Source organism: Nocardioides sp. (genome assembly GCF_031422975.1).
In the GTDB taxonomy this organism is placed as follows: Bacteria; Actinomycetota; Actinomycetes; order Propionibacteriales; family Nocardioidaceae; genus Nocardioides.
Genome location: NZ_JANPEO010000328.1, coordinates 1 through 4,060, shown reverse-complemented (window position 1 = coordinate 4,060; position 4,060 = coordinate 1). Strand labels below are relative to the sequence as shown.

The 4,060-nt window shown below is 66.3% G+C and carries 2 protein-coding genes, 1 pseudogene and 2 other annotated features; of the genes and pseudogenes, 2 read left to right on the top strand and 1 reads right to left on the bottom strand.

From position 1 onward, the window contains the following. Nucleotides 1-518, bottom strand: a pseudogene (locus RMO85_RS09945) (hypothetical protein); the annotation flags it as partial. An 803-nt stretch (nt 519-1,321) separates the two neighbouring features. Between RMO85_RS09945 and RMO85_RS09940 the strand changes: the two are divergent. Further along, a protein-coding gene (locus RMO85_RS09940) for an IS3 family transposase (RefSeq protein WP_310528568.1) occupies nt 1,322-2,586 on the top strand; the annotation gives its coding sequence in 2 pieces (ribosomal slippage) (nt 1,322-1,601 and nt 1,601-2,586; 1,266 coding nt in all). Beyond that, nucleotides 1,600-1,743: a sequence feature (AL1L pseudoknot), on the top strand. (Overlaps the previous gene by 144 nt.) 197 nt (nt 2,587-2,783) lie before the next feature. Beyond that, nucleotides 2,784-4,021 (top strand): IS3 family transposase gene (locus RMO85_RS09935; RefSeq protein WP_310528567.1). Its coding sequence is split into 2 segments (ribosomal slippage): nt 2,784-3,066 and nt 3,066-4,021, totalling 1,239 coding nucleotides; the frame shifts between segments, so codons are not numbered across the junction. Then, nucleotides 3,065-3,193, top strand: a sequence feature (AL1L pseudoknot). (Overlaps the previous gene by 129 nt.) Nucleotides 4,022-4,060: the final 39 nt, after the last annotated feature.

Here is a 4,060-nt window from a genome sequence, read left to right as displayed (position 1 = left end):
TCGAGGTTGGTGCGGTAGAGCCCGACGGGCTGGTCGTAGCAGTCGGTGTCCTCGCAAGAGCCGGCCTCCATCGCCGCGTCGCCCATGTTGAGCTCGTTCCCGCCCATGCCGATTGCGACGACGTCGGCTTCGGAGATCGCGGTGCGGACGGCGTCGTCAGTCCGGATCCTGTCGAGCAGGGCCTCGGTCGTCGTCCCGTCCTCGGCCAGGTTGCGCACCTCCACGGCCTGCCCGGTGCTCGATCCGATTAGCTCACCGTAGTAAACGACCCAGCCCCGGCCGGTCGGGTCGCCGTGACCGGTCGACGCCGAGTCGCCGAGCGCCACCAGCACGAGCCCGTCCGTTCCTGGGGTCGTGTCCTCAGAGATCGAGCTCGACGCGGAGTCGGCGGCGTCGGACCCAGCGTCGCTCTGGCACGCCGCGACGAGCAGCGACAGCACGGCCACCGCAGCGCCCACCTGCAAGACTCCTGCGCGCCCCACGCGGCCCCGAGGTGGCCTCGGGCTTCTGGTCGTCATGCGCCGCCTCCTCGGAGACCAGTGTGTCCCCCCTCCGCCCCGATCGCCACCCGCATGACGTGGTGTGCAACCGCGGGTAGCGCGCGAGGCGACGTGGAGGCGTCGGCCGCGTTCTGGTCACTACGAATACGTTCGTCTCGAGCGAACCGACGCCATGCACATGGAGGGCCGGCCAGCGCCCGTCTATTCGTGGCTTTGTGGCCCACACGACGCTATTGCCTACAGGCGGCGGAATGGGCTAGGTCAACCTGACACCGATTCGTGCAGCAGACCCAGAGCCCGGAGTCGCGAGCAACTGGCCCTACGAGCCCAGCTCTCGTCGCCAGTGGGCGGCCGGAACGTGGCGCTATGAAACGGCCCTCATGACGTATGACCGATAAGGCTCCTAACTGGCGGTCGGACGGCCGACAAGTGCCTGGCCGGAGAGGTAAGGCTTGAACTTGCCCAACCGGTCTGGTCCCCTCGGCGGGCCGAATGCATTTCGCGAGAATGCCGAGACGGCCAACATCTACTCAACTAGCCTCGGCTTCACACTTCCATCAGCAGCGGCGAGCAGCCGGGTACACAGGAGTTCAAGTGAAGTACACGGTCCCGCGCATCTGGATGCTGCTCTTGGCGCTCTGCTTAGTTATGTCGTTCACCCCGGCATCCGCCGCCGACAATGGCCAGTCTGTGGTCTCTGTCGCCCCGGTCTTCCAGTATCGCGGCGAGGTAACAGCTAGGGCGCGGGTACGTCTTGTGGTTCGGCCTTTGTCGCGTGCCGGGTCTGATGGAGGCTCTCATTCCACGGAAGGATGAGAGTCATGGCAGCACCGAGGAAGTACCCCGCGGAGCTTCGGGAGCGAGCGATCCGGATGGCGGTCGATCTGCGGCGTGATCCTGCGACGAGGAGTGGCGCTCTTCGTCGGGTCGGTGACCAGCTGGGGATCAACCCTGAGACGTTGCGCAACTGGGTCTCCCAGGTCGAGATCGACGAGGGTCACCGTCCGGGTGTGACCACGGTCGAGGGGCAGCGGATCGCTGAGCTGGAACGAGAGGTCAAGGAGCTGCGGCGTGCGAACGAGATCTTGCGGACGGCGTCAGCTTTTTTCGCCGCAGCGGAGCTCGACCGCAAGCTGAAGTGACCACGGCGGTGCTGGTCGACTACATCGACCAGCACCGCGAGGAGTTCGGGGTCGAGCCGATCTGCCGGGTCCTTCGCAGGGCCGGGATGCAGATCGCCCCGAGCAGCTACTACGCCGCGAAGACCAGGCCACCCTCGGCGCGGGCCGTGGCTGACGAGCAGCACTTGGAGGTGCTTCGGCAGGTGCACGGGGAGAACTACGGCGTCTACGGGGTTCGCAAGATGCACGCCGAGCTCAACCGGCGCGGCCACCGGATCGCGAGGTGCACCGTGCACCGGCTGATGCGCGCCGACGGGCTGCGCGGCATCAGCCGGGCCAAGGGCCCGCGGACCACGATCCCGGGCCGCGGTCCCGACACCCGCCCCGACCTGCTGGATCGCGACTTCCAGGCGCCGGCACCGGACCGGGTGTGGGTCGCGGACATCACCTACTGCCGGACCTTCGCCGGCTGGGTCTACGCCGCGTTCGTCGTCGACGTCTACTCCCGCCGCGTGGTGGGCTGGCAGCTGTCGAAGAGCCTGCGCACGGACCTGGCGTTGGACGCCCTCGAGATGGGCTTGTGGACCCGCGAGCACGCCGGACGCGACACGACCGGCGTGATCGCACACTCCGACAAGGGCGTTCAATACCTCGCCGTGCGCTACACCCAGCGGCTGGCCGAGGCCGGCGCCGTGGCATCGGTTGGGTCCACCGGCGACTCTTACGACAACGCCCTCGCGGAGGCGTTCAACTCGCTGTTCAAAGCCGAGCTGGTCCGCAACAAGGGCCCATGGAAGAGCATCGACGACCTCGAGATCGCCGTCGCTGAATACATCGACTGGTTCAACCACCGACGACTCCACGGCGAGATCGGACTCGTCCCACCCGTCGAGCACGAGGACAACTACTACCGGCACAACCCCGCAGCGACTACCGTCGCCGCGTCAGTTCAGAGCCTCTACTGAACCCGGCACGCGACATACAGCGGCTAGGAGCGCTAGACCGGATCGGCGAGTTAACCACTGATCCCGGCCTGGCTCAACCTGGCCGGGCGTCCAGCACGTTCCTGCCGCTGCTGGCCGAGAACCAGCCGCCCGCTCATCCCGCGTTTTGAACCGCCCCGGCATGTCCGGAGAGCTGATTCGTTGGAAGGATCACTCTCATGGCACGTCCCTCGAAGTACCCGACCGAGCTGCGTGAGCGCGCGGCACGGATGGTGATCGAGTCCAAAGCGGACTACGACACCGAAACAGCGGCGATGCGGTCGGTGGCCGCGAAGCTCGGCATCACGTCCTTGGAGTCCCTGCGCAAGTGGGTACGCCAGGCCGAGGTCGACGGCGGTGTCCGCACTGGCAAGACCAGCGAGGAGATCGCTGAGATCAAGGCGCTGCGCAAGGAAGTCACCGAGTTGCGTCGGGCCAACGAGATATTGAAGGCGGCCTCGGCTTTCTTCGCGGCGGAGCTCGACCGCCCCAACAGGTATTGATCGACTTCATCGACAACCACAAGCAGGTGTTCGGGGTCGAGCCGATCTGCCGCGTGCTCAGCGAGCACGGCGTCAAGATCGCCCCGTCCACCTACTACGACGCACGCCGTCGCCGACCGTCGAAGCGGGCGCTGCGCGATGCCGATCTGGTTGCGCTGATCGAAGCCGAACGCGCACGACAGAAGCTCCTCAAGCGGTTCGGTGCCAGGAAGATGTGGATCCACCTGCGTGGCCGCGGCCATGACGTCGCTCGCTGCACCGTTGAGCGGCTCTACCGCCAGCAGGGCTGGGTCGGCGCGCTGCGCCAACGCCGGCTGATCGCGCTGCCCTGCGACGGCACCAGCCGACCCGAGGACCTGGTCGATCGGCAGTTCTGGGCATCGCGACCGAACCAGCTGTGGGTAGCAGACTTCACGTATGTCGCGACCTGGTCCGGCATGGTCTACGTCGCGTTCGTCTTCGACGTCTTCAGCCGCCGCATCGTCGGCTGGCGAGCCGCGACCAGGATGACGACCGACCTGGTGCTCGACACCCTCGAGCACGCGATCTGGACCCGTCGCCAAGCTGGCATCACAGACCTGTCCGGGCTCATCCATCACACGGACGCCGGGTCTCAATATGTCAGTTTTGCCTTCACCCAGCGGCTCATCGACGAGGGCGTCGACCCGTCCGTGGGGTCGGTGGGTGATGCCTACGACAACGCGCTCGCCGAGTCCCAGATCGGGCTCTACAAGGCCGAGCTCATCCGCCCCGAAGGACCATGGCGAGGTGTCGAGCACGTCGAGCTCGACACCTTGAACTGGGTCGACTTCTTCAACACCGAAAGGCCTCACGAAGCACTCGCCGACCTGACCCCGATGGCCGCCGAGGAACTTCACTACGCTGCAAGAAACCAGCTCAAGCCGACCGGCTGAGCCACCAAATTCAGACTCCGGAATCTCCGGGGCGGTTTA